This is a genomic window from Rhodanobacter sp. 7MK24 (assembly GCF_014842995.1).
Lineage (GTDB): Bacteria > Pseudomonadota > Gammaproteobacteria > Xanthomonadales > Rhodanobacteraceae > Rhodanobacter_A.
Genome location: NZ_JACYXL010000003.1, coordinates 522,615 through 549,374, shown reverse-complemented (window position 1 = coordinate 549,374; position 26,760 = coordinate 522,615). Strand labels below are relative to the sequence as shown.

At 65.9% G+C, this 26,760-nt stretch carries 24 protein-coding genes; 17 read left to right on the top strand and 7 right to left on the bottom strand.

What is annotated here, in order from left to right:
• Positions 1–30: 30 nt before the first annotated feature.
• On the bottom strand, positions 31–756 hold the full coding sequence (locus IHE49_RS08985) for a type 1 glutamine amidotransferase domain-containing protein (protein ID WP_225578289.1): 726 nt from the start codon (positions 754–756) through the stop codon (positions 31–33).
• 205 nt (positions 757–961) lie between these two features.
• On the opposite strand from IHE49_RS08985, the gene ribE reads away from it, so the two are divergent.
• Genes ribE through IHE49_RS08970 form a run of 3 tightly spaced genes read left to right on the top strand, consistent with a single transcriptional unit; the run spans position 962 to position 2,417 of the window.
• A complete protein-coding gene (ribE, locus tag IHE49_RS08980) occupies positions 962–1,438 on the top strand; it encodes a 6,7-dimethyl-8-ribityllumazine synthase (RefSeq protein WP_192156992.1) in 477 nt (158 codons plus the stop codon).
• On the top strand, positions 1,438–1,884 hold the full coding sequence (nusB, locus tag IHE49_RS08975; protein ID WP_192156990.1) for a transcription antitermination factor NusB: 447 nt from the start codon (positions 1,438–1,440) through the stop codon (positions 1,882–1,884). Before ribE ends, nusB begins: the two co-directional genes overlap by 1 nt.
• The gene (locus IHE49_RS08970) at positions 1,884–2,417 is read left to right on the top strand and encodes a GNAT family N-acetyltransferase (RefSeq protein WP_192156988.1); all 534 of its coding nucleotides are present in this window, start codon (positions 1,884–1,886) and stop codon (positions 2,415–2,417) included. Before nusB ends, IHE49_RS08970 begins: the two co-directional genes overlap by 1 nt.
• A 9-nt stretch (positions 2,418–2,426) precedes the next feature.
• Here IHE49_RS08970 and IHE49_RS08965 read toward each other — a convergent pair whose 3' ends face one another.
• On the bottom strand, positions 2,427–2,888 hold the full coding sequence (locus IHE49_RS08965; protein WP_192156986.1) for a nuclear transport factor 2 family protein: 462 nt from the start codon (positions 2,886–2,888) through the stop codon (positions 2,427–2,429).
• Between the two features lie 134 nt (positions 2,889–3,022).
• Between IHE49_RS08965 and thiL the strand changes: the two genes are divergently transcribed.
• From thiL to IHE49_RS08950, 3 genes are all read left to right on the top strand, one after another.
• Positions 3,023–3,991, top strand: coding sequence for a thiamine-phosphate kinase (thiL, locus tag IHE49_RS08960; RefSeq protein ID WP_192156984.1), 969 nt, complete (start codon positions 3,023–3,025; stop codon positions 3,989–3,991).
• The gene (locus IHE49_RS08955; protein ID WP_192156982.1) at positions 3,988–4,494 is read left to right on the top strand and encodes a phosphatidylglycerophosphatase A; all 507 of its coding nucleotides are present in this window, start codon (positions 3,988–3,990) and stop codon (positions 4,492–4,494) included. Before thiL ends, IHE49_RS08955 begins: the two co-directional genes overlap by 4 nt.
• A gap of 189 nt (positions 4,495–4,683) precedes the next feature.
• Positions 4,684–5,460 carry a hypothetical protein gene (locus tag IHE49_RS08950; protein ID WP_192156980.1) on the top strand — a complete coding sequence of 259 codons (777 nt, stop codon included), beginning with the start codon at positions 4,684–4,686 and terminating at the stop codon, positions 5,458–5,460.
• Between the two features lie 203 nt (positions 5,461–5,663).
• Here IHE49_RS08950 and IHE49_RS08945 read toward each other — a convergent pair whose 3' ends face one another.
• A complete protein-coding gene (locus tag IHE49_RS08945; RefSeq protein ID WP_192156978.1) occupies positions 5,664–6,608 on the bottom strand; it encodes an NAD(P)H-binding protein in 945 nt (314 codons plus the stop codon).
• 90 nt (positions 6,609–6,698) lie between these two features.
• On the opposite strand from IHE49_RS08945, the gene IHE49_RS08940 reads away from it, so the two are divergent.
• The 3 genes from IHE49_RS08940 to IHE49_RS08930 all read left to right on the top strand — a co-directional run bounded on the left by IHE49_RS08940 (position 6,699) and on the right by IHE49_RS08930 (position 9,711).
• Entirely contained in the window at positions 6,699–7,607 is a 909-nt protein-coding gene (locus tag IHE49_RS08940) for a LysR family transcriptional regulator (protein WP_192156976.1), read from the top strand.
• A 44-nt stretch (positions 7,608–7,651) separates the two neighbouring features.
• Positions 7,652–8,641 (top strand): hypothetical protein, encoded by a 990-nt coding sequence (locus tag IHE49_RS08935; RefSeq protein WP_192156974.1) that lies wholly within the window; start codon positions 7,652–7,654, stop codon positions 8,639–8,641.
• A gap of 191 nt (positions 8,642–8,832) precedes the next feature.
• Positions 8,833–9,711: an alpha/beta fold hydrolase gene (locus IHE49_RS08930; protein WP_192156972.1), complete on the top strand. Its 879-nt coding sequence runs from the start codon at positions 8,833–8,835 to the stop codon at positions 9,709–9,711.
• A 10-nt stretch (positions 9,712–9,721) separates the two neighbouring features.
• Here the strand turns inward: IHE49_RS08930 and IHE49_RS08925 are convergent, their stop codons facing one another.
• Positions 9,722–11,212: an alpha-L-fucosidase gene (locus IHE49_RS08925; protein WP_192156970.1), complete on the bottom strand. Its 1,491-nt coding sequence runs from the start codon at positions 11,210–11,212 to the stop codon at positions 9,722–9,724.
• A 230-nt stretch (positions 11,213–11,442) separates the two neighbouring features.
• Between IHE49_RS08925 and IHE49_RS08920 the strand changes: the two genes are divergently transcribed.
• From IHE49_RS08920 to IHE49_RS08910, 3 genes are all read left to right on the top strand, one after another.
• Positions 11,443–12,411, top strand: a complete 969-nt coding sequence (locus IHE49_RS08920; protein WP_192156968.1) for an aldo/keto reductase — start codon at positions 11,443–11,445, stop codon at positions 12,409–12,411.
• 92 nt (positions 12,412–12,503) lie between these two features.
• Entirely contained in the window at positions 12,504–12,719 is a 216-nt protein-coding gene (locus IHE49_RS08915; RefSeq protein WP_192156966.1) for a hemin uptake protein HemP, read from the top strand.
• A 170-nt stretch (positions 12,720–12,889) separates the two neighbouring features.
• Positions 12,890–13,300: a hypothetical protein gene (locus IHE49_RS08910; RefSeq protein WP_225578288.1), complete on the top strand. Its 411-nt coding sequence runs from the start codon at positions 12,890–12,892 to the stop codon at positions 13,298–13,300.
• A 74-nt stretch (positions 13,301–13,374) separates the two neighbouring features.
• Here the strand turns inward: IHE49_RS08910 and IHE49_RS08905 are convergent, their stop codons facing one another.
• From IHE49_RS08905 to IHE49_RS08895, 3 genes are read right to left on the bottom strand one after another with little or no spacing between them, the layout of a single operon-like run.
• Complete coding sequence (locus IHE49_RS08905; RefSeq protein ID WP_192156964.1) at positions 13,375–15,456, bottom strand: FAD-dependent oxidoreductase; 2,082 nt, start codon at positions 15,454–15,456, stop codon at positions 13,375–13,377.
• Positions 15,453–16,796 carry an amino acid permease gene (locus IHE49_RS08900; protein WP_192156962.1) on the bottom strand — a complete coding sequence of 448 codons (1,344 nt, stop codon included), beginning with the start codon at positions 16,794–16,796 and terminating at the stop codon, positions 15,453–15,455. The genes IHE49_RS08905 and IHE49_RS08900 overlap by 4 nt, the downstream gene beginning before the upstream one ends.
• On the bottom strand, positions 16,793–17,863 hold the full coding sequence (locus tag IHE49_RS08895) for an SRPBCC family protein (RefSeq protein WP_192156960.1): 1,071 nt from the start codon (positions 17,861–17,863) through the stop codon (positions 16,793–16,795). Before IHE49_RS08895 ends, IHE49_RS08900 begins: the two co-directional genes overlap by 4 nt.
• Positions 17,864–18,139: 276 nt before the next feature.
• On the opposite strand from IHE49_RS08895, the gene IHE49_RS08890 reads away from it, so the two are divergent.
• From IHE49_RS08890 to IHE49_RS08870, 5 genes are all read left to right on the top strand, one after another.
• Positions 18,140–20,158, top strand: coding sequence for a tetratricopeptide repeat-containing sulfotransferase family protein (locus IHE49_RS08890; protein WP_192156953.1), 2,019 nt, complete (start codon positions 18,140–18,142; stop codon positions 20,156–20,158).
• A 73-nt stretch (positions 20,159–20,231) separates the two neighbouring features.
• Entirely contained in the window at positions 20,232–22,781 is a 2,550-nt protein-coding gene (locus IHE49_RS08885; protein ID WP_192156951.1) for a TonB-dependent receptor, read from the top strand.
• A 408-nt stretch (positions 22,782–23,189) separates the two neighbouring features.
• Positions 23,190–24,461, top strand: coding sequence for an efflux RND transporter periplasmic adaptor subunit (locus IHE49_RS08880; protein WP_192156949.1), 1,272 nt, complete (start codon positions 23,190–23,192; stop codon positions 24,459–24,461).
• Positions 24,462–24,615: 154 nt separating this feature from the next.
• A complete protein-coding gene (locus IHE49_RS08875) occupies positions 24,616–25,341 on the top strand; it encodes an ABC transporter ATP-binding protein (protein WP_192156947.1) in 726 nt (241 codons plus the stop codon).
• A 44-nt stretch (positions 25,342–25,385) separates the two neighbouring features.
• Positions 25,386–26,729: a TolC family outer membrane protein gene (locus IHE49_RS08870; RefSeq protein WP_192156945.1), complete on the top strand. Its 1,344-nt coding sequence runs from the start codon at positions 25,386–25,388 to the stop codon at positions 26,727–26,729.
• Positions 26,730–26,760 lie beyond the last annotated feature (31 nt).

The window sequence follows — 26,760 nt, the reverse complement described above, 5'->3', positions numbered from 1 at the left end:
GTGCGTGCAAGGCGTCGGCGTGCATCGAGCTCAGAGCAGCGCTGCAACCTTCTTCGCCGTCGCCCTGGCCGATTGCGGATTCTGGCCGGTTACCAGTCGGCCGTCGGCGACGACCTTCGAAGTGAACGGCAGCAACGCCTTCTCGTAGTGCGCGCCGCGCTGCCTCATGGCTTGCTCGGCGTTGTAGGGCACCTTTCGGGCGACCCCGGCCAGCACTTCCTCTGCCCATGCAAAGCCGGTGATCCGTCGTCCGGCGACCAGTAGCGTGCCGTCCGACAGCTTCGTGTTCAGCAGGCCGCAATAGCCATGGCAGACAGACGAAACGATGCCGCCGCGCTCATAGATGTCGCGCGTGATCCGCTGCAGCCCTGCGTCATCGGGGAAGTCCCACATGACCGCGTGTCCGCCCGTGAAATAGATCGCATCGAACTCCACCGGATCGATCTGGTCGGGCTGGGCGGTTTCCGACAGGAGTGCCATGCGGGCATCGTCGGTCAGCCATGCCTTCGCGGTCGCGTCGATGTTCGGCCATTTGAGGGAGCGCGGCTCCAGCGGCGAGATGCCACCCTTCGGGCTCACGATCCGCTGCGCCCAACCTCGCTCGGCGAAGACCTGATACGCGTGGGTCAGTTCCGACAGCCACAGGCCGGTCGGCTCGGATGGGTCGGCGTAGTGGGTCACGTTGGTGACGACGTGAAGTATGCGTTTGGTCATTGTGGCGACCCTGGCGGTGAGCACTTCCCAGGTGTGCACCATGGGTGCGGGATCGTCCAAAGCCAAGGTCTGCGTTGGCGACGCGATTCGTGACTAGCGCTGACAGCTGTCTTTCTTGGTTACTCATGAGCTGCGATGGGTGTAAGCGTCTTCAGGACTGAGGTAGGGATTCCAAGCAGCGTTGCCCCCAAACCCGTAAAATACCCTTCTCGCATGGGCGCCAGGCCCGTCAAGGATTGCTGCTGACATGAAGACCATCGAAGGCGATTTCGCCACGCCCAAGGGCCGATTTGCCATCGTCGCAGGCCGTTTCAACGGCTTCGTGGTGGAGCCGCTGGTGGCCGGAGCGCGCGATGCGCTGGTGCGCCATGGCGTGAAAGACGACGACATCGACCTGATCCGCGTGCCTGGCGCGTGGGAGATCGCTGCCGCCGTGCACAAGCTGCTCAATGGCTCCCGGGAGTGCGCCAATCGTTACGCCGCGGTGATCGCACTGGGCGCGGTGATCCGCGGTTCGACGCCGCATTTCGACTATGTGGCTGGCGAGTGCGCCAAGGGGCTGGCCAAGGCGGGCTTCGATTCCGGCGTGCCGGTGGCGTTCGGCGTGCTCACGACCGACTCCATCGAGCAGGCCATCGAACGCTCCGGCACCAAAGCCGGCAACAAGGGTGCCGACGCGGCGATGGCCGCGCTGGAGATGGTCAACCTGTACGGCCAGCTTTGATGCACGCGCGCCCCGAAGGCATCGACCTTGCCGCGCGCTCGCGCGCCCGCCGCCGTGCGCTGCAGGCGCTGTATGCGTGGCAGCTTTCCGGCAGCCACATGAATGCGGTGATCGAGCAGTTCCGCCACGAGCAGGACATGGAAGTGGCCGACCTCGACTACTTCGAGGATCTGCTGCATGGCGTGGAGCAGCACGTCGCCGAGCTGGACGCCTCGCTGCGCCCCTACCTCGATCGCGAAGTGGCCGAGGTCGATCCCATCGAGCGCGCCGCGTTGCGCCTCGCCGCCTACGAGCTGAAGCACCGTCCCGACGTTCCGTACCGCGTGGTCATCAACGAGGCGATCGAGGTCACCAAGCGCTTCGGTGCCGACCACGGCCACAGCTACGTCAACGGCGTGCTGGACAAGCTGGCTGCCGAACTGCGCAGCACCGAGAAGCGTGGCTGATGACCGGCATGGGCGTCTCGTCCGTGCCTGAGCTGGAAACTGCGCGGCTGCGCCTGCGCGCGCATCGTCCCGACGACCATGACGCCTGCACGGCAATGTGGGCCGATCCGGCGGTAGTGCGCTACATCGGCGGCCGGCCGTTCACCGCCGAGGAAACATGGCGCCGCATGCTGGGTTCGCGCGGCATGTGGAGCATGCTCGGGTTTGGCTACTGGGCCGTCGAGGAAAAGGCCGGCGGCCGTTACGTCGGCGACATCGGCTTCGGCGACTTCCGTCGCGAGATCGAGCCCTCGCTGGTCGGAATGCTGGAATTCGGTTGGGTGCTGTCACCGCAAGCCCATGGCCATGGCTATGCGAGCGAGGCGATCGCTGCGGCGACTGCCTGGGCCGATGTGCATCTGCCGGGTATGCGTGCGGTGTGCCTCATCAACGAAGGCAACGCCGCCTCCATCCGCGTGGCCGCGAAAGCCGGCTTCCGCGAGTGGCGGCGCACCACCTACCACGGCGAGCCTGCCCTGGTGTTTGCCCGCTGAGCGGGCGACTCACCTCGCCGGGCAATCGCGGCTGTTGTCGGCGATGCCGGTGATCAGCCAGCGCCCGTCCACCTGTGCCAGGTTGAAGACGTCGGTGCCGCAGTGGTGCGGCTTGCCGTCGAGCAGGAAGACATAGGGCGCCCATACCACGGCGATGTTGTCGTCCACGCGCACCTGCGGGTCGCGGATGCGTTCCTCGATGCTCGCCTTGCCCGGCTTCACATGGTCGACGAAGTCGCCCAGCGCGATTTGTTCCGGTTTGCCGTGGCGCATCAGCGTAGCCATGCCCGCAGGCAACACTTGCGCGCGCATGCCTGCCTGGTCGTAGCGCGACATGGCCGCGAAGAAGGCCTGGACCGGCGCCAGCACGGCTGCGTCGCCGGGTGCGGATGGCGAGGCTGCAGCCAGCATCGGTGCGGCCGCGAGCAGGGCAAGTGGCAGGACGGCAGGACGGAAACGGGCACAGTGCATGGCGGCAAGCTCCGGCGGGGAAGTGCAGCCAGCCTTGCACGCATGCGGCCCCGGCACATGCGCCGCAGGTCACGGGCTTGCGTCGCGTGCGCGCGGATGCTCTGCTCTTGGGTCATCCCTGCTGCAGATCCGCCATGGAATTCCGCCTCATTGACCGTATCCGCGAGCGCACGGCGCTGGGGCGCGAGGACGTGCGCCTGGGCATTGGCGACGACGCCGCACTGCTGGCCGTACCTGCGGGGCAGGAACTGGCGGTGGCGATCGACACCCTGGTCGAGGGCGTACATTTCCCGCAGGGCACCGCGCCGGCCGACATCGGCTGGAAGGCGCTGGCGGTGAACCTGTCCGATCTCGCCGCGATGGGGGCCGTACCGGCCTGGGCCTTGCTTGCGCTGACCTTGCCGCAGCCCGATGCGGCCTTCATCGACGGTCTTGCCGACGGCTTCGCGCAATTGGCACAGCCACATCGGCTGGCGCTGGTGGGAGGCGATACCACGCGCGGTCCGCTCACGCTCAGCGTGGCCGTGCACGGCTTCGTGCCGCCGGGACAGGCGTTGACACGCGCCGGCGCGCGCGTGGGGGACGCCGTGCTGGTCACCGGCACGCTGGGCGATGCGGCGGCAGGGCTACGCTGCCTGCAAGGGCCGATGCAGACGGACGCCCGGACGTCCATGCGCGATGTGCTGATCGATCGCCTGAATCGCCCCATGCCGCGGGTGGCGGCGGGATTGGCGCTGCGTGGCCGCGCCAGTGCCTGCCTCGACGTGTCCGACGGCCTGCTCGCCGACCTCGGTCATCTCTGCGACGCTGGCGGTGTGGGCGCGGAGATCGACGCGGCCCTGCTGCCGCGCTCGCCTGCATTGCTGGGTCTGTTCGACGAAGTGGCCGCACGCGATTTCGCGTTGGGCGGCGGCGACGACTACGAGTTGTGCTTCACCGTGCCTGTCGCGCGCGTGGCCGAGGTACAGATCGACCTGGCGCGGCTGGGCTGCGGCGCCACGCGCATCGGCAGCATCGTGGCGGGCGAGGGCGTGCGCGTGCGTGATGCGGACGGCCGCTGGCTGGAACCCGGACGTGCGGGCTGGGATCATTTCGCCGCATGAATACTCCCGTTGAACGCAAGGCACTCACCGCCGCGCAGCGCAGCGCACTGCTTGCCACGCCCGCGGGCTGGATCGCCTGCGGCCTCGGCTCCGGCCTCGCGCCGGTGGCGCAGGGCACCTTCGGCTCGCTGGCGGCGATCCTGCCGTGGCTGTTGCTGCGCGAGCTGTCGTTGCCGCTGAACCTGCTGGTGATCGTGCTGGGTTTCGCGTTGGGCGTATGGGCTTGCGAGGTGGCTGGCCGAGCACTGGGCGTGGACGACCATCGTGCCCTGGTGTGGGACGAGTTCATCGGCCAATGGATCGCGCTGCTGCCCGCGCTGCTGGCGCCATGGTGGGCGGTGATCCTCGGCTTCGCGCTGTTCCGCCTGTTCGACGTATGGAAGCCGTGGCCGATCCGCGTGTTCGACCGACGCCTCAAGGGTGGCATGGGCGTGATGGTGGACGATGTGATCGCCGGCGTGTTTGCTGGCTTGACCCTGCTGGCGGTCGTCAACTTGCTTTGAAGGGCACAGCGTACTCTGCTAATCGGTTGTGACAGGCCCGAATCCTTCCTCTTGCAAGGTCAGGACACCCTTGTGCAAGATGCCGAGATCGGTGTCGTGCAATGAAGATCATGGTATGGATTACGCGCCATACTGCTGGCCGCCATTGCGTCGTGAAGTCGGGAAGGCCTTCAAAACCAGGGGAAGCAAATGGATTCTGTCAGCAAGAAATTGTGGGCTGTTCTTGCCTTTGCAGTGCCGGCGACGGCGGTATGTGCTCAAGCCACCGGTTCGACCGTTGGGGGGCTGGACAGTCCTTCCGTCGCGGCGGTTCTGCACGACAAGGAGTCGTATCTGGCAAGGCAGTTCACGCCCGAGATGTTGCCCAAGCAGCTTATCGGCGCTGTTGTGCGAAGCGAGTCGGGCCATAACGACTTCAAGCGCATCAGCATTGACGCCAAGGTCGTATACGACAAGGCGGGAGCTGCCGTGCCGCAGGCGATGGAAAGTAGCGACTTGTATGTGGGTGCAGGCCATGGCTTTGTCAAACAATTGGTGGTGACAAAGGCAAATGGTTTCGAAGTCAGCGACCTCTTCGCGCTGACGTATCAGGGCTTGATCACTCTCAGTGCACAGACGGTTCCGGCTAACGCGACGGCGATGCCGCGAATCATAAACCTCTCCGATTTCCAGTATTCCGATGGATCCATCAGCGGTGCTCATTTTGGCTACCAAATCCGGGGTGGGGTAACGGAGCAACTTCGCTACGACTGCAAGGCGGGTGCTTCTTATCCAGGATCGCAACTCAACCCAGATATCCAGGGGCAGGCTCACGATGTGGACTGTCAGGTGCTAAATGCGAACGGGATTGCGATGAGTACCATTCGTTATAGCTACCTGGAAAAGTATGGTCTCGCCATCTTGATGCACTCCAAGACCATGGTCAGCGAATTCAGCAAAACCTTGGCTCACTTCTCGGCTGAGTAAAGGTTAAGGCGTCTCGCTGGTAGGCGGTGAGGCGCCAATGACCTGCCACTTTTCTACGGGACCATGCTGACTGCATCAGCGTCGTCAAGATCCCGACCGCATCGGCGAACTGAGTCTCGGTACAGGAACGGCCCAGGGTCACTCCAGAGACCGCGAACCATCAGAGCGCTGATCACATCAGATCAGCGTAGGCAATGTAGGGCTCACTCCACGCAACCGAAGCTGCGCAAGGTGGCTTCGACGGCCTGCTCCAGCGGGGTGTGCGGTTCCTCGCCCAGCCACGCCAGCAGCCGGCGATTGTCCAGTTGCAGCGGCTCGCTCCACAGGTAGCGCATCTCGCGCAGTTCGCGCAGCATCACCACGAACGGCGCGGCGAGCCATGTCAGCCACCATGGGAAGGCACGCAGCGGCAGCGCGGCATTGCCGGTGGTGCGACGCACGGCGGCAAGCAGGGCGGCTTCGTCCACGTGATGGCCGGCGAAGTGGAAGCGGGCATGGCGTTCCAGCTCGCCTTCGCGCTCCAGCAGGCGCGCCACCGTTTCGCCCACGTCGGGCAGATAGGCCCAGGCGTGCGGCAGGCCATGACGCCCCGGGTAAAGCAGGCTGCGTGCGGGGCGCCCCGGTTTGATCATCGCCGCGAACCAGTTGTTGCCCGCGCGCGGCCCGAAGAAGTCGCCGCAGCGCAGAGTCAGGCTGCGCACGTCGGTGGCCTCGGCCAGCCGCCGTTCCATGACCACGCGGATAGCGCCCTTGCGGGTCAGCGGTTGCTGCGGATCATCCTCGGCAAGCAGGGGGAAGGCGTCGGGGCCGTAGTTGTAGACCGTGCCCGGCAGCACCAGGCGTGCCGCATTGGCGCGCGCTGCGGCAAGGCTGTTGTCCAGCATCGGCAGCACCAGCTTGTCCCAGTCGCGGTAGCCCGGCGGATTCACCGCGTGGACCAGTACGTCTACGCCGGCGGCGGCTCGCGCCACGTCGCTGGCGTGCATCGCATCGCCTTCGCGCCATTCGATGCGTGGATCGAGGCCGGGGCGGTCAGCGTTGCGTACCAGCGCGCGCACCGTCCAGCCACGGCGCAGCAGGGCCGCGGCAATCGCGCCGCCAGCGCCGCCGGTGGCGCCGAGGATCAGGGTTGTCTTCGATGTGTTCATGGCGGTACTCCTGGATGGGTGGAGCCAGCCTGGTACAGGACTGCATATTTGAAAATTGCCTAATGTCGAATGTTTGCTATAAATAAATGTATGGATGTCAACGAGCCGGGTTGGGACCTCTACCGTTCCTTTCTCGCGGTAGCGAGCGAAGGCAGCCTGTCCGCGGCTGCGCGCATGCTGGGCATGACCCAGCCCAGCCTGGGGCGGCACGTGCGGCAATTGGAAACGACGCTGGGCGTGGCCCTGTTCACGCGCTCCCCGCAGGGATTGATGCTGACCGAGGTGGGGTCCGAACTGGCGGAACATGCGCGCGGCATGGCCGCCGCGTCATCCGCGCTGCGGCGCGCGGCTTCGGGCAGCCGGCAGGAGGTGCGCGGTGTGGTTCGCATCACTTGCAGCGAGGTGATCGGCGGCGAGGTGCTGCCCGCCATACTGGCCGGCCTGCGCCGGCAGCAGCCCGGCATCGTGATCGAGCTTTCGCTGTCGGACGCGCCCGAGGATCTGCTGCGCAAGGACGCCGACATCGCCGTGCGCATGTTGCGGCCCAGCCAGGCTGCATTGGTGGCGCGGCGCGTGGGTGCCATCGGCTTGGGGTTGTATGCCCACCGGCGATACCTGAAGGAACGCGGCACGCCGGACACGTTGGCCGATCTGCATCGGCACGCATTGATCGGTTTCGATCGCGAGACGCCGGCCCTGCGCGCGATGCGCGGCCGCGCACCGGGCGGAGAGGTGTTTGCGCGCGAGCATTTCGCGTTGCGCACCGACAGCGGGCTGGCGCAACTGGCGGCACTGCGCGCCGGCTACGGCATAGGTGCATGCCAGCGCGCGCTTGCCCGCCGCGAACGCCAACTGGTGCCGGTCTTGCCCGAGGCATTCGGACTGGACCTGGACACCTGGCTGGTGATGCACGAGGACCAGCGGGCGAACCGTCGCGTGCGGCTGGTCTACGACTACCTGTTCGAGGCACTGGCGGCCTACGCGGCCGAGAGCGCCTGAGGCCGCTCCACTTCCCGTTGTGCCTGGGCAGGACGGCGGGCGATATGGTTGCCAGTTTTTCGCAGCGGTTGAGCCAGAACCTTTGTCGCGCGGCTTGCGGGCATTTTGATCGTCGGCTTGGCTGGCAACGGGCGTTTATCGGTAATATCGGCGAACTGGTTTCGGTGGTGTGGAATGGTCGAAGCCATGCACCCACACCAGCTTTCTTGCATCGTGTTCACAGGGGGAGCGATATGCGTCAAGGGAAGATCGTAGGTGGCGTGTTTACGGCGACGGCTGCCGTTTTGCTGGCGGGTTGCGTGCCGCCTTCCGCGGTGCGGCCGCCAGTCACACAGGGGCAAACGACGGTCAAGTCGATCATGCAGGACACCGATGGCTATGTGAGCCGCGAGTTCTCGCCGTATGAGTTGTCTGCCGAGGTTCGCAACGATGTCGTCAACATGGATGCGAGTCCCGCCGGGTTCGGTCGGATCGTTGTGGAAGGGCAGACCATCAACAAGAAGATCGGCGGCACCGATGTTTCTCAATTCGATTACCACTGGGTGGTTGAAAATCAGGGAAACGGCATGATGCGCAGCGTCGTGACGATGTCGGCCAATGGCATTCCCGTGAACTTGGCGCTGAATCTCAATTATCGGAACATCTTCAATTTGCGTTCTCAGCTTGTGCGGCTGGACCAGACTTACGCCCCACGCATCATCGAGACCAACGCCATTTCCCATTTCGATGCCGTCTCGAGCGGCCGCAACCAACTGGACTATGAGTTCACCGAAACCTACGAGGGGCAGCCGCGCGGATCGGTCGACAGCCAGACCAAGTGCACCATGGGCGCCGCATTCAGTGCGGCGGATCTGAACCCGAAGATTGCCGGTTCCGCGCGCAGTCTCGACTGTGACTTCATCAACAGGAATGGTGTGACGACCAGCAGGTCGCATTACGCCTATCTGGACAAGTACGGCATTGCCATGCTGCTTGATCGCGAGAACGCCACGGCGCACATCACCTTCAAGGTCACCGACTTCACCGTCAACTGAGGTTCGTCGCTTTTCAGAGCGCACACGGCCCGTATCGAAAATGCGGGCCGAGTGCGCTCAGAGCATCGACTCGTGCGCGCGGCAGTCGTTGCAAGGGAGCAATGGCGGGGTGACGTGATTGCGGTTGTATTGCACTTTGCGCATTGGTTGGTGCAATGCGCGTGTCGCTTGATGGCTGGCTGGATGCATTCATGTCGAAGCGACGGACCCTGAAAACGGTCACGATCGGAGTGGGTGCCGTGGTACTCGCGCTGTCGGCGGCCATCTGGATCGCGGGCGTCGTATTGACGCATCCGGCGCGTGCCATCATCGGTGCGCCGCCAGCGGACTTTCCTGCGCGCGATGTGTCGATCGAGAGCGCCTCCGGCGCACTCCTGCACGGCTGGTTCGCACCGGGATCAGGAAAGGGTGCGGTGCTGCTGCTCCATGGCGTACGCGCCAATCGGCTGAGCATGTTGGACAGGGCGAGGTTCCTGCATGACGCCGGCTATTCCGTGATGCTCGTCGACTTCCAGGCTTCCGGCGAAAGCAGTGGCAGCGGGATCACCTTCGGTTATCTGGAGTCACGGGATGCGGCCGCGGCGTTGGCCGAACTGAAGCGACTGGCTCCGGGCGAGCGTGTGGGCATCGTGGGCACGTCGATGGGTGGTGCGGCGATCTTGTTGGCCGACCCGCCGCTGGATGCCAATGCGATAGTGCTCGAACAGGTTTATCCCACGCTGTCCCAGGCGCTGGATGATCGGTTGGAGTTGCACGCGGGTGTTGTAGGGCGTTGGCTTGCACCTTTGCTGGCTGTCACTGTCAAGCCGCGTCTTGGCGTAACAATGGAGCAGATGCGACCGATCGACCGGATCAGTCAGATTCGCGTACCGAAGCTGCTCATCGTCGGCGATGCCGACCAGCACACGCGCCTGGCCGAGTCGATGGCGATGTACCAGGCAGCGGCAGAACCCAAGGCATTATGGGTAGTCCGCGGCGCGGCCCATGTCGATCTTTGCAAGTACGGCGGCATGGAGTACCGGGCGCGCCTGTTGGCCTTCCTGGATCATTGGCTGCGCCCGTCTTCATGACCGGTTGCCGTCACTTCTCGTTGTGTCCCGGCCCGTATCGGCGATCCGGACCACGGTAGACCGCCACGCGCGAAAGCCGTGGCGTGTCGTAGGCGAATTCCAGCAACATGCGCAGCCTGCTCGTACGCACCGGGTCGAAGCGCGTGAGTTTCTTGTGGCCGATGGTGGTACCCCAGGCCAACGGTTGCCACGCGCCCTCGTTCCAGGTTTCCACGCGATGGTTGGCGATGCCCTGGCCCAGCGCGATTGCTTCGCCGAGTTCCAGCGTATCGAATTCGACCTCATGCGGCAGTTCGAATTCCAGCCACGCATTGCGCACGCTGCGCGCGGCGCTCCAGTACGCGTCGGGATTGGCGTCGAGCACGTTGGAGGCCGGGTGCGCGATGTCGCTGCTGCTGGCGTGCACGCTGGCGCCTTGCAGCAGATTGGCGGCGAGCAACGCGGTGCGCTTGGCGGTGAAGCCTTGCAGCGACGCGATGTCCGTATCTTCGAACAGCCCGTCGCGGTTCGGCGGCACGTTGAGCAGCAGTTTGCTGTTGCGGCCCACCGAGCTGAAGTAAAGCTCCATCAGCGCGTCGGGCGAGCGCACCTCGTCGTCCTCCTCGGGGTGCCAGAACCAACCGGGCCGGATCGACACGTCCGATTCGCCCGGGCGCCACGCGCTGCCGTGCGGGTCGCCGTGCCCCAGCAGGTCGCCGACCCAGGGGCGGTCGTAGCCGGGATAGGGCACGCTGGCCGGGGCGATGCTGGACCAGCAGGTTTCGCCGGCTACGCCTTTCTCGTCGCCGATCCAGCGTACGTCGGGGCCGGCATCGGAGAACATCACCGCGTCGGGTTGCAGCTTGCGTACGGTGGCGTGGATACGCGGCCAGTCGTAGGCCTGCTTGCGGCCGTTCGGGCCCTCGCCGTTGGCGCCGTCGAACCATACCTCCACGATCTTGCCGTAGTTGCCGAGCAGTTCGGTGAGTTGCGCTATGTAGTAGTCGTTGTAGGCCTCGCCGCTGCCGTAGACCTTCGCATTGCGATCCCACGGCGACAGATAGAGGCCGGCGCCGAGACCTTCGGCGCGGCAGGCGTCGGTGAACTCGCGCACAACGTCGCCTTGTCCGTTCCGCCATGGGCTGTTTTTCACCGAATGCTGGGTGGTGGCGGTTGGCCACAGGCAAAAGCCGTCGTGGTGCTTGGCGGTGAGGATCATGCTGCGGAAGCCGGCCTGCTTCGCCGTGCGCGCCCATTGCCGCGCGTCGAGCTTGCGCGGATTGAAGATGCCGGGCGATTCGGTGCCATCACCCCATTCCTTGCCAGTGAAGGTGTTCACCGTGAGATGCACGAACATGGCCAGTTCGTCGCGCTGCCAGCGCAACTGCTGCGGCGTGGGGCGCGGGCGCATTCCGACGGTGACGGGTGCGACCGTCGCGTCGGCGCGAGCGGTGCGGGTCAGGCCAAGCGCGCCCATCGAAGCGGCGGCCGAGCCGGCGAGCAGGAAACGGCGACGATCCATGGGCGAACCTCCGCGAGCGATGCCATGGCATCCGGTAGGCCACTATATTCAAATATGACCATATTGTTCAAATATGATCCATTCCGGCGACTGCATCCGGTGCCTGGCCTCATCGCTCATGCAAAGCACGCCGCGTACACGCGCAAGACTTGCATTGGTTCGATGCGCCGACGCAGCATGCGGAAGGATCGGCACACACCGATCGCCCCTGCCTGTCGATGGAGTCCCCCATGCAATACCGCCGCCTTGGCCAATCCGGCCTGCCTCTTTCGGTCCTCTCCTTCGGTGCCTGGGCCACGTTCGGCAAGAGCGTGGGGCGTTCGCTGGCGCGCGACATGCTGGCGCTGGCCTGGGATCGCGGGGTGAATTTCTTCGACAACGCCGAGACCTATGGCAACGGCGTGGCCGAGTCGCTGATGGGCGATGTGCTGGCCGACCTGCGCTTCCCGCGCGACAGCTGGTGCGTGTCCAGCAAGGTGTTCTTCGGTGCCAGCGATCATCCGAAGCCGACCCAGCGCGGGCTGTCGCGCAAGCACGTGGTCGAAGCCTGCCACCAGGCGCTGCAGCGGTTGCGCGTGGATTACCTGGATCTCTACTTCTGCCATCGCCCCGACCCGGACACGCCGATCGAAGAGACCGTGGCGGCGATGGATCTCCTGGTACGCCAGGGCAAGGTGCTGTATTGGGGCACCAGCGAGTGGCCCGCCGATGCGATCCGCGAGGCGTATCGCATCGCGCGCGAGAACCACCTGACGGCGCCGACGATGGAGCAGCCCCAGTACAACCTGCTGCACCGAGAGCGGGTCGAGGTGGAATACGCGCCGCTGTACCAGGACTTCGGCATGGGCACCACGATCTGGTCGCCGTTGGCCTCGGGCCTGCTCAGCGGCAAGTACGACGACGGCGTGCCTGCCGACTCGCGACTGGCGCACCCAGACTATGCATGGCTGCACGACACGGTGCTCGGCGAGCATGGCCAGCGTGTGGCGAAGGTGCAGCGGTTGCGGCCGCTTGCCGACGAGCTGGGTTGCAGCACCGCGCAACTGGCGATCGCCTGGTGCGTGGCCAATCCGCATGTGTCCACGGTGATGCTGGGCGCAAGCCGGCTGGAACAGCTGCAGCACAACCTAGACGCGCTGGACGTGTTGCCGAAGCTGGACGAGGCGATGCGTCAGCGGGTGGCGCAGGCAGTCGCGTAAGGCCGGCGACCGGCTCTGCCAATCGCGTCGATTGACATGTTAATGAGAATCATTATCATAAACTTCGCTTGAAGCTCACAGCGGAGTCATCCATGTCGATCGCCACTACCTTGAGTTTGCCGGCTGCCAGCATCCGCAAGCTGCCGCGTCTTTCACTGCGTTCCCGTGCCGACGAAACGACAGCCGCCGTGCGCCGCATCAGCAGCCAGTCGCTGCTGGAAGGCGGGCGCGAACTGGTGATCCAGCACCAGGGCAGCGAATACCACCTGCGGCTCACCCGCAACGACAAGCTGATCCTCACCAAGTAAGCGCATGGCCGGCGTTCGCAGGCGCAGCGGGCGACGGCGCGCGCTATTGCGGATCGGATGGCACGCGTTCGTGACGCTGGAGGCGGGCGATGCATGGTCCATGGTGGCGACAACGATTGACGCGATGCCTGCAGGCCGCACACGGGGACGTATGTCGACGCCATCTGCGCATGACGCCGGCGACGCTGGCCGCCGCGCTGCCGGCACTCGGCAGCGTGTTGTACATGCCGCTGGTTGTCTGCGGCCAGGATCTGCCGCAGCGGTCGTGCAAGGTGCTGGTGGCGACACCCGAGTTGGCGCCGCTGCTGCGGGTGGACTGGCTGTTGGCGGCCAGCGAAATCGCACCGGATGGTCCGCGCGAGTGGATCGACGGCATCGATCGTGAGGGGCATCCCTGCCTGCGCCTGCATCTTCTGCCGGATACCGACTACCTGGGCTGGGACCGCCTGTTGGCGCTTGGCAAACCGATATCGGTGCCGCCGCCGCCACACCTGCGGGCGCTGGACGCCCATCCGCTGCGCTTCCATCGCCAGCGGCTGTATGGCCTTGATTTGCTGCGCGGCGAAACGGTTGCCCGGTAGTCGCCTTTGGGTCGCCAACTGCTCGGACGCATCGTGGGTGCGCAGGCAGGGCAGGGAGATCGCGAACAAGGTTCTTAGCGCGAGCGAAGCAGGTCGTCGGCGTCAGGTGTGTGGAAATGCCGCTTGAATGCGACCTCGCCGGCGCGCGGTTCCTGCAGTTCGCGGGCGTAGCGATGGCCGGCGTAGACCGCGTGCGCGATCAGCCCTGGTGCCTCGGCGTCGCCGATGCAGCGCAGGCTGCGGATGCCGGCATCGGACCACTCAGCCTCACGCTGCTTCAATTCCCGGTACAGCGCATCGTCGGGCAGGCGGGCGGTGACGGTGACCACCGCATCGCAGGCCAGCTCGCGGCGCTGATGGGTCCAGACGTCCTCGACGGTGAGCGTGCCGCCGTCGTAACCGACGATGTCGTGCGATACCAGCGGCTCGATTCCCAGCTTGGCCATCCGCTTCCGGATATGCCGGTAGTCGAGCGTGTGCTGGCTCCACGGCGCGATGCCGTCGTCCGGGGTCAGGTGCACCACGTCGCAGCCGCGCAGGCGCAGCAGTTCGGCCGCTACGCTGCCGTGATAGAAGCCGTCGTCGTCGAACACCACCACGCGGCCTTGTGGCAGGCGACCGTCCATCAGGTCGTCGGGGGTGAACACGCACGGGTTGTCGGCGAAGCCGGGGATGTCGAAGCCGTTGCTGCGGCCGTAGCCGTCGCGGCGCCAATGACAGCCGGTAGCCAGCACCACGTGCTCGGCACCGAAGTCGAGCACGTCCTGGGCACTCAGCGCCGAGTCGAGATAGACGGCCACGTTTGCCAGCTTGTTGATCTGTCCGACGCGCCAGTCGCGCACGCGCGCCCATTCGGCCAGCCCCGGCATGCGCGACTCGCGGGTGACGCGTCCGCCCAGTTCGCGGCGTGCCTCGGCCACGCTCACATCACAGTCGCGCAGGCCCAGGGCACGCGCGGCTTCCAGTCCGGCAGGGCCGGCGCCGACCACCAGCACGCGGGTCGGGGTGCGTATTGGCGCGATGCGTTCGGGATGCCAATCCTTGCGCCACTCCTCGCCCATGGTCGGGTTTTGCGTGCAGCGGATCGGCGAGATGGTCATGTCGCCGGAGACGCAGATGTTGCAGCCGATGCATTCGCGGATGTCGTCGATGCGGCCCTCTTCGATCTTCCGCGGCAGGAACGGATCGGCGATCGACGGCCGCGCGCAGCCGATCATGTCCAGCACGCCGCGCTTGAGCTGCGACACCATAGTGTCGGGCGAAGTGAAGCGGCCAACACCCACCACCGGCTTGCTCGTGCTCTTCTTGACGAAGGCTATGAAGGGCTCCTGCGCACCCTCGGCGGCGAAGCGCGAAGGCACCGAGTCGTTGTACCAGGCGGCCAGGTTCACATCCCACAGGTCCGGCAGTTCGGCCAGCATGCCCACGATGTCCTGTGCCTCGGCAAGTTCCACGCCGCCGTGGCCAAGCAATTCCTCGGTGGCGAAGCGCAGCGCCACCGCGCAGCGGTCGCCCACCGCATCCTTCGTGTCCTCCAGCACCTCGCGCAGCAGGCGCACGCGGTTCTCCAGCGGGCCGCCGTATTCGTCGCTGCGCCGGTTGCGCCGTCGCTGCAGGAAGTGCATCGCCAGCGACAGGTCGTGCGCAGCGTAGACGTAGATGATGTCCATGCCTGCGCGCTTGCCGCGGATCGCCGCCTCGCGGTGCCAGCGCCGGTACTCGCGGATATCGTGCAACGTCATCTCGCGCGCCTGGTGCGGATAACCGTACTTGGTGGGCTGCGCTGAAGGTGCGAGCAGTACCTCGCGCGAATACAGGTTCGACGCGGTGGGGCCGTTGTGGGTCAGCTCCAGCGCAGCCAGCGCGCCGTGCGCGTGCACCTTGTCGCACATCAACGCCAGCGCGGGGATGTCGCGGTCGTCCCACAGCCGCGCCTCGACGTAAGGCGTGAGGTCGCCGCTGGGGTGGATTTCGCATTCCTCCGTGGAAACCACTGCCCAGCCGCCTTCGGCTTTGGTCTCGCGCATCGCCGCATGCGCCAGCGGCATCGCGTGGCCCATGCCATTGCAGTGCGGCACCTGGAAGAATCGGTTCTTCGCGGTGACGGGGCCGATCCTGAGCGGGGTGAACAGGATGTCGTAGCGCGGGTCCCTCATTCCGGCAGCACCCCGATGGTCGGGCCGGCATGGCGACGCAGGCGCATCAGCGCGTACAGCGGCAGGCCCGCGGCGATCAGCCCGAGTGCGTACAGAAAAGGTTCGCGGCCGGTGCCGACGAAGGCGAACACCACGAACAGCACGCAGACGCTCGCGACAATCATGGTCCGGCGCGTGGCGCAGGCGGCGTTGCGCCTGCGCCACAACACGGCCAGCGCCAGTCCGCAGCACAGGTAGAGCGGCAGGCTGGCGGCCGTGCCCACCCGGGTGAGGAAGGTGAACGCCGACACCAGCGACTTGCTGTAGCTCATCGCGATCATCGCCGAAGCCAGCGCACCAGTGACGAGCAGCGCCACCACCGGGGTGCCCTGGCGGTTGTGACGCGCCAGGACGGCGGGCAAGACGCCGTTGCCGGCCATCGTGCAGGTCAGCTCGCCCACCAGCAAGGTCCAGCCGTTCAACGCGCCCAGCCCGCTGATCGCCACGAACAGTGCCAGCCAGCGTCCGGAGCCGGCGACGGCATAGCGTTCCATCAGCAGCGCGAACGGCGCGCTGGCGTCGGCCAGTTCCTGCTGCCGGATCAGCAGCAAGGGCACGGCCGAGACGACGATGTAGATGGCCGCGGTGAGTATGGCGCCGACCATGGTGGAGCGCGGGATGGTGCGTGCCGGGTCGTCCACGCGTGCCGCCGGTACGCTGGCCGATTCGATGCCGATCATCGCGAACAGGGCGATGGTCGAGGCTGCGGTGACGCCGCCCAGGGTGATCGGCGTGGCGGGCAGGTGCGCGGTGTAGCTTGCCGGCGAGGTCAGCAGCACCCAGCCGCCCAGCAACGCGATCGCCAGCATCGGCAACAACTTCAGCACGGTGGTGAGGATCTGCATGCCGCCGCTGCTGCGCACGCCGCACAGGTTGACCGCCACCAGCGCGCACAACAGGCCTTGCGCGAACCACATGGGCGGCAGCGCGGCCAGCGGCGGGAACACCACGACCAGATAGCCGACCACGCCCGTCGCCAGCGCGGAATTGGTGAGCCACACCGACACCCAGTACGACCACAGCGCCAGATACGCCGTCAGCCTGCCCAGCGTGTGGCTGATGTAACCGTAAGGGCCGCCAACGTCCGGCAACGCCTGGGCCAGTTGCGAAAACACGCGGGCCAGCACCAGGCAGCCCGCCAGCACGATGCCCCAGCCGATCAGCGCGTTGAAGCCGTAAGGCGCCAGCGATGCCGGCAGCACGAAGATGCCCATGCCGATCACGTTGCCGATCACCAGCGCCGTGCAGGTCCAGAAGCCGATCTTGCGCTCGCCGTGCGCGGCGGCCGCGTTGTTGCTCATGCGGACTCCCCGGCAGGCCCGGCGTAGGCCGCGCGCAGCAGGTTCTGGAAATGCCAGACCCCGCTCTCGCGTTTCGGATTCAGCCGGCCGGGCACGTAGCGGCCGGAGGCGAGGCCCTTCTGTACCGCCTCGCAGATGGCGATGTCTTCGTGCTGCACCTCATCGCTGAAACCCTGGTCGGCGGCGATGCGCGCCTGCGCGCCCGCATCCTGCGCGTAGTAGTAGTCGAACACCACGCGGCAGCGACCGGGCCCCAGCGGCAGGATGCGGTTGGTCTGCAACCGCCCCGGCATGATGTTGAGCATCACGTTGGGATAGACGAAGTAATAGAACGCCTCGCCGTCGCCATAGATCTCGCTGCTGTTGCGCAGCGGCGAGGATTGCAGCGAGTGCCACGGGAACAGCTCGGTGTCGTAGGCGCGATAGTCGAGCACGCGCGACAGGCCGGGGTGCACATGCGGCAGGTGGTAGCCCTCGAGGAAGTTGTCGACGTAGACCTTCCAGTTGCATTCGATGTCGTAGGTGTCGCGGCGCAGGTAGCGCATCGCCGACAGGTCGATCGGCGCGATGCGCTCGGCGATGCCGCCGTAGACCGCATCGAATGGCGGCACCTCCGCGGCCAGCGCGACGAACACCAGGCCCTGCCATTCCTGCACGCGCAGCGGCGGCAGGCGGATGTCCTCGACCTTGAAGTCGCAGGCGTCCTGCATCTCCGGCGCGCTGCGCAACTGGCCTTCCAGCGTGTAGGTCCAGCCGTGGTATTTGCAATGCAGCGCGCGGATACCCTTGCCGTCGCACAGCGCCAGCGGGCCGGCGCGGTGGCGGCACACATTGGGGAAGGCGCGCAGCACGCCGTCCTGCCCGCGGACGAGCAGGATGGGAACGCCGGTCACCTGCTCGACCACGTGGTCGCCCGGCTCGGCCAGTTGCCCCTGCTGCGCGACCAACTGCCAGCTGCGTGCGAATACCGCGCGCTGCTCCATCGCCAGCATCGCCTCGCCGGCGTAGTAGCGGGCGGGCAGGGCATGCGCGCGATTGAGTTCCTCGACCCTGGTGTCGGCAGTCATGACGGCTTCGATTCCCCGGTGGCATGGGCGCAACGGGCCATCGTCTTCATCGGCGTCCCCGCTCGGCGCGTTCCGGCAGTGTATGTCCGATCACGGCGAGTGTGTCCATCGTCGCAGCGCCACCGTCGTGCCACTATCTGCCGGCCGGATTCGAATGCTAGATTGCCGCGAACCCAATGAGGAGCTGCCGTTGCCCATGCCACGCGCTGTGTTCCTGCCGTGCCGTTCGGGGATTGCCCCACAGGTACCTGTCGCATCGTCGCGGCAAGCCGGCGCATGACGGAAGTCGTCGTCACCGGCACGCTGGAGCAGGCCCTGGTTCACGCCGCGCGCTTGCTGGAGCGCGATCCGGCGCTTGCGGTCGGGCAGCTCGACGAGATCCTGCAGGCGGCTCCCGGTCACCCGGGCGCCCTGCAATTGCTGGCGACGGCGCGCTCGCTGCAGGGTGACTTGCCTGGCGCGCTGGACGTCCTCGCGCCGCTGGCGCGCGCCCAGCCGAACTGGGCGGCGATCCACTTCGACCTGGGCCTGGCCCTGGCGCGTAGCGGCCGCGGGCAGGAAGCCATCGCCGCGCTGCGCCGGGCGGTGATGCTGAAGCCGGATCTGCCGCAGGCCTGGCGCGTGCTCGGCGATTGCCTGATGGCGGCCGGCGAGCAGGAAGCTGGCGATGCGGCGTATGCCAGACACGTGCGCCATTCCACCCGCGATCCGCAATTGATGGCCGCCGCCGTCGCCTTGGTCGAGAACCGCATTCCCGAGGCCGAGCAACAGTTGCGCGCGCACCTGAAGCAGGTGCCCACCGATGTGGCGGCGATCCGCATGTTCGCCGAGGTCGCCGCCCGGCTGGGCCGCAACGAGGACGCCCTGCAACTGCTCGAGCGCTGCCTGGAGCTGGCGCCCGGTTTCCGCGAGGCGCGCCGCAACTACGCGCTGGTCCTGCATCGAAGCAATCTGCCGGAGCAGGCTCTGGCCGAGATCGAGCGCCTGCTCTCGGCCGATCCCGGCGACGCCAGTTGCCGCAACCTGAAGGCGGCGGTGTTGTGCCGGGTCGGCGACTACGAAGCGGCCATCCGCATCTACGCCGAACTGGTGGAGAGCTATCCGGACACGCCGAAGCTGTGGGTGAGCTACGGCCATGCGCTGAAGACTGCCGGCCATCTCGAACGCGCCGTCGCCGCCTATCGCCGCAGCCTGGAACTCGAACCCTCGTTCGGCGAAGTCTGGTGGAGCCTGGCCAATCTGAAGACCTTCCGCTTCGGCGCAGACGAACTGGCCGCGATGTGCGCGCAGCTGGCGCGCGCGGATCTGGCCGAGGGCGACCGTTTGCATCTGGAGTTCGCCGTCGGCAAGGCATTGGAGGATGCCGGCGAGTACGAACCGTCGTTCCGCCATTACGCGCAAGGCAACGCGATCCGCCGCGCGCAGTTGCACTACAGCGCCGACGACACCAGCGCGCGGGTGCGCTACATCCGCGAGCATTACACCCGCGATTTCTTCGCTGCGCGCGCCGGTGGCGGCAGTACGGCACCCGATCCGATCTTTGTGGTCGGCCTGCCGCGTGCCGGCTCCACCCTGATCGAACAGATCCTCTCCAGTCACAGCCAGGTCGAAGGCACGATGGAGTTGCCGGAGATCATCTCGATCACCCGCCTGCTGCGCCAGCAGGGCGACACCGACGAGGCGATGCCCTATCACGCTGCGCTGGCGGCGCTCGATGCCGACGCGCTGCGCGCGCTCGGCGAGCGCTACCTGGCGCACACCCGGATCCAGCGCAAGACTCCGGCACCGTTGTTCATCGACAAGATGCCGAACAACTTCATGCACATCGGCCTGATCCAATTGATGCTGCCGAACGCGAAGATCATCGACGCGCGCCGACATCCGCTGGCCTGCGGCTTCTCGGCTTTCAAGCAGCATTTCGCGCGCGGGCAGCATTTCAGTTACGACCTGACGGACGTAGGGCGCTACTACCGCGATTACGTGGCGCTGATGGCGCATTTCGACGCCGTGCTGCCTGGATGCGTCCACCGCGTGGCGTACGAGCGCATGGTCGAGGACACCGAGGGCGAAGTACGCCGGCTGCTCGACTACTGCGGTCTGCCGTTCGAAGACGCGTGTCTGCGCTTTTTTAAGAATCCGCGGCCGGTGCGCACGCCCAGCTCGGAACAGGTACGTCAGCCGATCTACCGGGAGGGGTTGGATCACTGGCGGCATTACATGGCGTGGCTGGAGCCGCTGGCATCGGCACTGGGGCCGGTGCTGGAGAGTTATCCGGAGGCGCCGGAAGGGGAGTAGCAGTTCGACAACGATCGACAGTCGTGGACTTGCCTGGGGAGGGTTTATGCACACGAGTAGATTGAAACGGATCATGGGGATGCGGCGGGTCCGGGTAGCCCGGCTGCCGCTGGCGGCGGCTATCTGCCTGGCCATCGCCGCGCCGGCCATTGCCCAGGACACAGGGCAACCTGCCGGGCAGGGCGGAACGGCGACGGCGACGGCGACGGCGAAGCAAGCAACGCCGCCGGCGAAGAAGCCAAAGACCACCACCCTGAGCGAGGTCACGGTGACCGCGCAGAAGCGCGTCGAGAACCTGCAGAAGGTGCCGATCAGCATCAACGTGCTGGAGAACGACCAGCTCCAGTCGTTGCAGGTGCAGGGCTTCAAGGACTACGTGCAATACCTGCCCAGCGTCGATTTCCAGGAAGGCGGCGGCGGCATCGCCACCGGACCGGGCTTCGCCTCGATCTACATGCGTGGCGTGGCCAGCGGCGGCAACACCAACCACTCCGGTTCGCAACCCAGCGTGGGCGTATACCTCGACGAGCAGCCGATCACCACGATCCAGGGGCCGCTCGACATCCACATGTACGACATCGCCCGCATCGAGGTGCTGGCCGGACCGCAGGGCACCTTGTACGGCGCCAGCGCCGAGGCCGGTGCGCTGCGTATCATCACCAACAAGCCCGACGCCAGCGCTTTCGCGGCGAACTATTCGCTGGATACCAACACGGTCACGCACGGCGGCATCGGCGGGACCGTGGAGGGGATGCTCAACATTCCGCTGAGCAGCGACGCGGCGATCCGCCTGGTGGGTTGGCACGAGCACGATGCCGGCTATGTCGACAACGTGGCCGGCACCCGCACCTACCCGACTTCCGGCATCACGATCAGCAACGCGGACAACTGCGTGCCCAGCGCCACGCTGCAGTGCGTGGGCCATGCCCGCAACGACTACAACGACGTCAACACCAGCGGCGGCCGCGCCGCGCTCAAGGTGGACCTGGACGACAACTGGTCGATCACCCCCACCCTGATGGGTCAGCAGACCATTTCGCACGGCACCTTCGCCAGCGACCCGACCGTCGGCTACCAGGACGTCACCCACTTCTATCCCGAATATGTCGACGACCGCTGGTGGCAGGGTGCGCTCACTGTGCAGGGCAAGATCGGCGATTTCGATCTCACCTACAACTACTCGCATCTCAAGCGCAACCAGGAGGAAGCGACCGATTACAGCGATTACTCCTTCTGGTACGACACGCTGGAGGGCTGGGGCAGCTATATCACTGACAACAGTGGCCAGCTGATCAATCCGTCCCAGTTCATCACCGACCGCGACCACTACACCGACAGCAGCCACGAGCTGCGCATCGCCTCGCCCAGCGACGACCGCTTGCGCTTGGTGGCCGGCGCGTTCTGGCAGAAGGACAAGCACGACATCATGCAGGACTACCAGATCGACGGCCTGGCGTCCTCGCTGTCGGTGCCCGGCTGGCCGAACACGATCTGGCTGACCCGGCAGATGCGCTACGACTACAACGAGGCGGTGTACGGCGAGCTGTCCTACGACTTCATTCCCGACGTGCTCACCCTGACGATCGGCGAGCGCTACTACCGGACCAAGAACAACCTCTACGGCTTCTACGGCTACAGCACCGGCTTCGACCCCACCTCGAGCTACGGTCAGGCCGGCTGCATCAACGCCTCGCCCTTCCTCGGCGCGCCATGCCTGGACTTCAACAAGTCAGTCAAGGACAGCGGTTCGCTGGGCAAGGCGAACCTGACCTGGAACATTTCGCACGACGCGATGATCTACCTCACCCACTCGGAGGGTTTTCGACCGGGTGGCATCAACCGCGCGGGCGATACACCGCCTTACCAAGCGGATTTCCTGACCAACTTCGAATTCGGCTGGAAGACCTCCTGGCTCGACAACCGCCTCTCGTTCAACGGCGCCGTGTTCCGCGAGAACTGGAACAACTTCCAGTTCAACATCCTCGGCCCCAACGGCCTGACCATCATCAAGAACGCGGGCTCCGCGCGCATCGACGGTTTCGAGTCGCAATTGGTCTGGCAGGCCAGCTACCACCTGAATCTCAGCGCAGGCGTCGCGTTCTACGATGCCAAGCTGACCTCGAACTACTGCGGTTTCACGGACAACGCAGGCAACCCGGTCACCAACTGCCCGGCCGGCACCATCAACCCGCAAACCGGCGACGCCGTGACCGGGCCGGAGGCGCCCACCGGCACCCACCTTCCGATCACGCCGCGCTTCAAGGGCAACCTCGTCGCGCGTTACACCTTCGACCTGGGCGACAACGATGCCTACGTGCAGGGCGCCCTGGTGCACGTGGGCGAGCGCAGCACCGACCTGCGAGTCGAGGAGAACAGCCTGTTCGGCGACCTGCCGGCGTACAACCTGGTCAACCTTTCCGCAGGTTTCGAGAAGGGCAGCTGGACGGCCAGCCTCTACCTCAACAACGCGTTCAACGCACACGCGGCACAGTACAAGTTCGCCGAGTGCGGCGTGGATATCTGCGGCGCCCACGGCGCATCGTCGCTGTATCCGGACGGGCAGGTCTATACCGGCTACAGCCAGCCGCGCACCTTCGGCGTCCGCTTCAAGCAGGACTTCTGATCGGCGGCCGCAGGCCGCCGATCAGGGCGATCCACGGACGGATCGCACACCGGTCAAGCGCTACGCTTGACCGGTGGAACTGCACCCGGACCCGGTCTGGGTGCAGCGAGCCCGGAAAGTGCAGTCCTGCACTTTCCGGACATCAGGCAAGCCGTTTCAAGCCGCTTCAAGGCGGATCGGCAAACCATCCGACGCCCTCAAACCGCGAATTGCTGCGTCCACCGAGCTTTTCGGCACCAGACCGCACTGCCCTGTCCGTTGTCCGCGCAGTGTCCGCGGACACCGGGTGGCCTCGGTGTCATGATCGCAAGTTGCAGTAATCAAAGGTGTTTTTGTGGAGTTTCGGGTTGGCATGCGGATTGCTGAAATGAGGGCAGGGTCGCACTGTCCGCGGCCGGGGAATACACGATGATCCGCGACACTTCCGCGCAAGACCGCATCGTCGAGGTCAAGCCCAACCGCAAGCGCCGCCTGCTGTTCATTGGCGGTGGCGTGGCCTTGCTGGTGGTGCTGGCGTTCGTCATGCCAAGCATCCTTCGCCTCTTCTCCGCCGATGCCTCGGTGAGCGCGTCGCGGTTGGCCTTCGCCACCGTCGAGCGCGGGCCGTTCGTGCGCGACATCGCCGCCGAGGGCAAGGTGGTGGCGGCGAACAGCCCCACGCTCTACGCCACCTACGGCGGCGCGGTGAAGCTGCTGGTGCACGCCGGCGACGTGGTGAAGAAGAACCAGGTGCTGGCCGTGGTGGACAGCCCCGAGCTGCGCAACAAGCTGGCGCAGGAACAGTCCAAGGCTGATGGGATGCAGGTTGACTACCTGCAGGCGCAGGTGGACGCCCGTACCAAGCGCGGCGACCTGCAGAAGGCCTACGACAACGCGCAGATCGACGCGAAGAGCGCCGCCAACAACCTCGACCGCGAGCAGAAGGCCTACGCCGCCGGCGCCTCCACCGGAGTCGCGGTCGACAAGGCCAAGGACGATCTGGAAAAGGCGCGCATCGCGCTGGACCACGCCAAGGCCGATCTCGGCATGAACAACGACAGCCTGAACTTCAACATCCAGGCGAAGAAGCTGGCGCACGACAACCAGATGCTGGTGGTGCAGGACCTGCAGCGCCAGGTGGACAACCTCAACGTGAAGTCGCCGGTGGACGGCCAGGTCGGCCAGCTGTTCATTGCGCCGGTGGCCACGGTGGCGAAGGACGCGCAACTGCTCAGCGTGATCGACCTCACCGCGCTGGAAGTGGAAGTGCAGGTGCCCGAGAGCTTCGCGCGCGACCTTGCCATCGGCATGGGTGGCGAGATCAGCGGCAACGGCACCACCTGGAAGGGCCTGGTCAGCGCGATCTCGCCCGAAGTGGTGAACGGCGAAGTGGCCGCCCGCGTGCGCTTCGAAGGCACCACGCCGAAGGAGCTGCGCCAGAACCAGCGCCTGTCCGTGCGCATCCTGCTCGACCAGCGCAGCAACGTGCTTACCGTGCAGCGTGGCTCTTTCGTCGACGAGTCCGGCGGCAGCTATGCCTACGTCGTCACCGACGGCATCGCCACCAAGACTCCGATCCGCGTCGGCGAAAGCAGCATCGACAAGGTGGAGATCCTGCAGGGCCTGAAGGAAGGCGACCGCATCGTGATCTCCGGTACCGACAGCTTCAAGGGCGCGCAGCGCGTAGCGATTAGCAGGTAAGGGCTTTTCCTCTCCCATCGGGAGAGGGTGCCCGCGGGGCGGGAGAGGGTACGGGCGGAGCACAACGTCTCGTTCCAGCCGAATCCTCTCCCCCAACCTCTCTCGCGGAGAGGGGCTTCAAAGAACCATCCACCACCACCGAGGAACGTGAACCATGCTGAAGATGACCCACCTGTCCAAGGTCTACCGCACCGAAGTGGTGGAGACCTACGCGCTGCGCGATTTCAATATCGACGTGAAGGAAGGCGAGTTCGTCGCCGTCACTGGTCCGTCCGGCTCGGGCAAGACCACCTTCCTCACCATCGCCGGCCTGCTGGAAACCTTCACCGGAGGCGAGTACCACCTCGACGGCATCGAGGTGAGCCAGCTCAACGACAACGCACGCTCGAAGATCCGCAACGAGAAGATCGGCTTCATCTTCCAGGCGTTCAACCTGATCCCCGACCTCAACGTGTTCGACAACGTGGAAGTGCCGTTGCGCTACCGCGGCATGAAGGCGCCCGAGCGCAAGCAGCGCATCATGGACGCGCTGGAGCGCGTGGGCCTGGCCTCGCGCTTCAAGCATTACCCGGCCGAGCTCTCCGGCGGCCAGCAGCAGCGCGTGGCGATCGCGCGTGCACTGGCCGGCTCGCCCCGTCTGCTGCTCGCCGACGAACCCACCGGCAACCTCGACACGCAGATGGCACGTGGCGTGATGGAGCTGCTGGAGGAAATCCACCGCGACGGCGCCACCATCGTGATGGTGACGCACGATCCTGAACTGGCAGCACGCGCGCAGCGCAACGTGCACATCATCGACGGCCAGGTGGTGGACCTGTCCGAGGATCCGCGCTTCCACGCCAGCGTGGCCGCCGCCCGCGGCAACGCCAGTCAGGCCTGAGCGCGCATGGCCGTCCACGTATCCATCAATCGCGAGTCTCATCCATGCGCCTGAAGCTGCTGCCCGTGCTGCTCCTGCTCGCCGTCGCCCCCGTCGCGGGGCACGGCGAGGATTTGATGGATGCCTACCGGCAGGCCATCGCCAACGATCCGGTGCTGGCCACGGCCGATGCGCAGCGGCTGATGGTGGCCGAGGGCGTGCCGGTGGCGCGCGCGGCGTTGCTGCCGCAGTTGTCCGGCGCGCTGGAGGTGGATCAGATCCACGGCGGTGGCGGTGAGACCACCAGCAGCAACGGCAACATCGTGAGCACCGGCAGCGGCGGTCACACGCGTGACCGCAACCTCTCCGGCAACCTCAGCCAGTCCATCCTCGACCTGTCCGCCATCAACAACCTGCGTGCAGCGGACGCCGCACGCGACTCGCAGGAGCAGACCTACCAGGCCGCGTTGCAGAGCCTCTACGTGCGCGTGGCCACGGCGTACTTCAACGTGTTGCAGGCACAGGACATGCTGGACATCGACCGCGCCTACGAGGACGGCTACAAGACGGAGTTCGAGCAGACTTCCACGCGCTTCAAGAGCGGTTTGTCGATGGAGGCGGACGTCAACCAGTCGAAGTCGTACTACCTGTACATCAAAGGTATGCGGATCAGCGCGGAGGACAATCTCAAGGACGCGCGTCGCGCACTGGAACAGATCACCGGCAAACCGACCGATGCGTTGAAGAAGTTGCGCGACGATATGCCCATGCAGGCACCGCAGCCGAACGACGAACAGACGTGGGTGGACGCGGCGATGAAGACCAACCCCACCGTGCTTGCCGCGCGCTACGCCGTGACCAGCGACGAGCACAAGGTGTCGGCCGCGCGCGCCGGCCACCTGCCCACGCTTACCGCGGGCGTGGGCTACAACAAATTCGGCCAGTGGTCGAACAGCATGCCGGGCACCGCCGCCTACGGGCCGGCCACCACCACCGTGGGCCTCACGCTCAACATTCCACTGTTCAGCGGCGGCCTGGTTCATGCGCAGGTCAAGCAGGCGCTTTACCAGCGCGATGCCGATCTCGGCACGCTGGAAAGCCAGCGCCGTCAGGCTGCGCGTGACGTCGCCAACTATTTCAACCTGGTCAACGACGGCATCGATCAGGTGGGCAGTGCGCGTGACGCGGTGGACGCTGCGCAGAAATCGCTGACCTCGATGCGCGCGGGTTATTCCATCGGTACGCAGACCCTGACCAGCGTGGTTTTCGCGATCCAGAACCTGGCCGAGACGCAGAGCCAGTACGCCGCGGCCAGGTACCAGTTCGTCCTCGACAAGCTGCTGCTCAAGCAGGCCGCAGGCACCATCGACATGCACGACCTGGAAGCGGTGAACGGGTTGCTGCAGTAACGCCAAAGCTCTCTCGCAGTCGAGAGAGAAG

Bases quoted from the DNA above. Each gene is read 5' to 3' on its own strand.
- IHE49_RS08970 (WP_192156988.1), top strand. From the start codon at position 1,884: ATGACCGGCATGGGCGTCTCGTCCGTGCCTGAGCTGGAAACTGCGCGG.
- IHE49_RS08870 (WP_192156945.1), top strand. From the start codon at position 25,386: ATGCGCCTGAAGCTGCTGCCCGTGCTGCTCCTGCTCGCCGTCGCCCCC.
- IHE49_RS08935 (WP_192156974.1), top strand. From the start codon at position 7,652: ATGGTTGCCAGTTTTTCGCAGCGGTTGAGCCAGAACCTTTGTCGCGCG.
- IHE49_RS08915 (WP_192156966.1), top strand. From the start codon at position 12,504: ATGTCGATCGCCACTACCTTGAGTTTGCCGGCTGCCAGCATCCGCAAG.
- IHE49_RS08895 (WP_192156960.1), bottom strand. From the start codon at position 17,863: ATGACTGCCGACACCAGGGTCGAGGAACTCAATCGCGCGCATGCCCTG.
- IHE49_RS08950 (WP_192156980.1), top strand. From the start codon at position 4,684: ATGGATTCTGTCAGCAAGAAATTGTGGGCTGTTCTTGCCTTTGCAGTG.
- IHE49_RS08900 (WP_192156962.1), bottom strand. From the start codon at position 16,796: ATGAGCAACAACGCGGCCGCCGCGCACGGCGAGCGCAAGATCGGCTTC.
- nusB (WP_192156990.1), top strand. From the start codon at position 1,438: ATGCACGCGCGCCCCGAAGGCATCGACCTTGCCGCGCGCTCGCGCGCC.
- IHE49_RS08965 (WP_192156986.1), bottom strand. From the start codon at position 2,888: ATGCACTGTGCCCGTTTCCGTCCTGCCGTCCTGCCACTTGCCCTGCTC.
- IHE49_RS08930 (WP_192156972.1), top strand. From the start codon at position 8,833: ATGTCGAAGCGACGGACCCTGAAAACGGTCACGATCGGAGTGGGTGCC.
- IHE49_RS08955 (WP_192156982.1), top strand. From the start codon at position 3,988: ATGAATACTCCCGTTGAACGCAAGGCACTCACCGCCGCGCAGCGCAGC.
- IHE49_RS08925 (WP_192156970.1), bottom strand. From the start codon at position 11,212: ATGGATCGTCGCCGTTTCCTGCTCGCCGGCTCGGCCGCCGCTTCGATG.
- IHE49_RS08940 (WP_192156976.1), top strand. From the start codon at position 6,699: ATGGATGTCAACGAGCCGGGTTGGGACCTCTACCGTTCCTTTCTCGCG.
- thiL (WP_192156984.1), top strand. From the start codon at position 3,023: ATGGAATTCCGCCTCATTGACCGTATCCGCGAGCGCACGGCGCTGGGG.
- IHE49_RS08885 (WP_192156951.1), top strand. From the start codon at position 20,232: ATGGGGATGCGGCGGGTCCGGGTAGCCCGGCTGCCGCTGGCGGCGGCT.
- IHE49_RS08985 (WP_225578289.1), bottom strand. From the start codon at position 756: ATGGTGCACACCTGGGAAGTGCTCACCGCCAGGGTCGCCACAATGACC.
- IHE49_RS08910 (WP_225578288.1), top strand. From the start codon at position 12,890: ATGACGCCGGCGACGCTGGCCGCCGCGCTGCCGGCACTCGGCAGCGTG.
- IHE49_RS08945 (WP_192156978.1), bottom strand. From the start codon at position 6,608: ATGAACACATCGAAGACAACCCTGATCCTCGGCGCCACCGGCGGCGCT.
- IHE49_RS08905 (WP_192156964.1), bottom strand. From the start codon at position 15,456: ATGAGGGACCCGCGCTACGACATCCTGTTCACCCCGCTCAGGATCGGC.
- IHE49_RS08890 (WP_192156953.1), top strand. From the start codon at position 18,140: ATGACGGAAGTCGTCGTCACCGGCACGCTGGAGCAGGCCCTGGTTCAC.
- IHE49_RS08920 (WP_192156968.1), top strand. From the start codon at position 11,443: ATGCAATACCGCCGCCTTGGCCAATCCGGCCTGCCTCTTTCGGTCCTC.
- IHE49_RS08875 (WP_192156947.1), top strand. From the start codon at position 24,616: ATGCTGAAGATGACCCACCTGTCCAAGGTCTACCGCACCGAAGTGGTG.
- IHE49_RS08880 (WP_192156949.1), top strand. From the start codon at position 23,190: ATGATCCGCGACACTTCCGCGCAAGACCGCATCGTCGAGGTCAAGCCC.
- ribE (WP_192156992.1), top strand. From the start codon at position 962: ATGAAGACCATCGAAGGCGATTTCGCCACGCCCAAGGGCCGATTTGCC.